We start from the raw sequence: 1,192 nt of genomic DNA, 5'->3' as shown, positions 1-1,192 counted from the left end.
GTCGCTGCCGCAGCTTCGGTGCATGGTTTAGCCCCGTTACATCTTCCGCGCAGGCCGACTCGACCAGTGAGCTATTACGCTTTCTTTAAATGATGGCTGCTTCTAAGCCAACATCCTGGCTGTCTGTGCCTTCCCACATCGTTTCCCACTTAACCATGACTTTGGGACCTTAGCTGGCGGTCTGGGTTGTTTCCCTCTTCACGACGGACGTTAGCACCCGCCGTGTGTCTCCCGTGATAACATTCTTCGGTATTCGTAGTTTGCATCGGGTTGGTAAGCCGGGATGGCCCCCTAGCCGAAACAGTGCTCTACCCCCGAAGATGAGTTCACGAGGCGCTACCTAAATAGCTTTCGGGGAGAACCAGCTATCTCCCGGTTTGATTGGCCTTTCACCCCCAGCCACAAGTCATCCGCTAATTTTTCAACATTAGTCGGTTCGGTCCTCCAGTTAGTGTTACCCAACCTTCAACCTGCCCATGGCTAGATCACCGGGTTTCGGGTCTATACCCTGCAACTTAACGCCCAGTTAAGACTCGGTTTCCCTGCGGCTCCCCTATACGGTTAACCTTGCTACAGAATATAAGTCGCTGACCCATTATACAAAAGGTACGCAGTCACCCCATAAAAGAGGCTCCCACTGCTTGTACGTACACGGTTTCAGGTTCTGTTTCACTCCCCTCGCCGGGGTTCTTTTCGCCTTTCCCTCACGGTACTGGTTCACTATCGGTCAGTCAGGAGTATTTAGCCTTGGAGGATGGTCCCCCCATATTCAGACAGGATACCACGTGTCCCGCCCTACTCTTCGAGTTCACAGCAAGTGCATTTTTGTGTACGGGAGTATCACCCTGTACCCTGCGACTTTCCAGACGCTTCCACTAATGCACAAACTGATTCAGACTCTGGGCTGCTCCCCGTTCGCTCGCCGCTACTGGGGGAATCTCGGTTGATTTCTTTTCCTCGGGGTACTTAGATGTTTCAGTTCCCCCGGTTCGCTTCGTTAAGCTATGTATTCACTTAACGATAGTGTGACGAATCACACTGGGTTTCCCCATTCGGAAATCGTCGGTTATAACGGTTCATATCACCTTACCGACGCTTATCGCAGATTAGCACGTCCTTCATCGCCTCTGACTGCCAGGGCATCCACCGTGTACGCTTAGTCGCTTAACCTCACAACCCGAAGATGTCTCGT

At 52.2% G+C, this 1,192-nt stretch carries 1 rRNA gene; it reads right to left on the bottom strand.

Going from position 1 to position 1,192, the window contains the following annotated elements:
- Positions 1 to 1,170, bottom strand: a 23S ribosomal RNA gene (locus BSPA111_RS22385); the annotation flags it as partial.
- Between the last annotated feature and the right edge of the window lie 22 nt (positions 1,171 to 1,192).

Source organism: Buttiauxella sp. A111 (assembly GCF_014189855.1).
In the GTDB taxonomy this organism is placed as follows: Bacteria; Pseudomonadota; Gammaproteobacteria; order Enterobacterales; family Enterobacteriaceae; genus Buttiauxella; species Buttiauxella selenatireducens.
The sequence above is the reverse complement of the archived record's forward strand: the minus strand, read 5'-3'. Positions and strand labels throughout refer to the sequence as shown.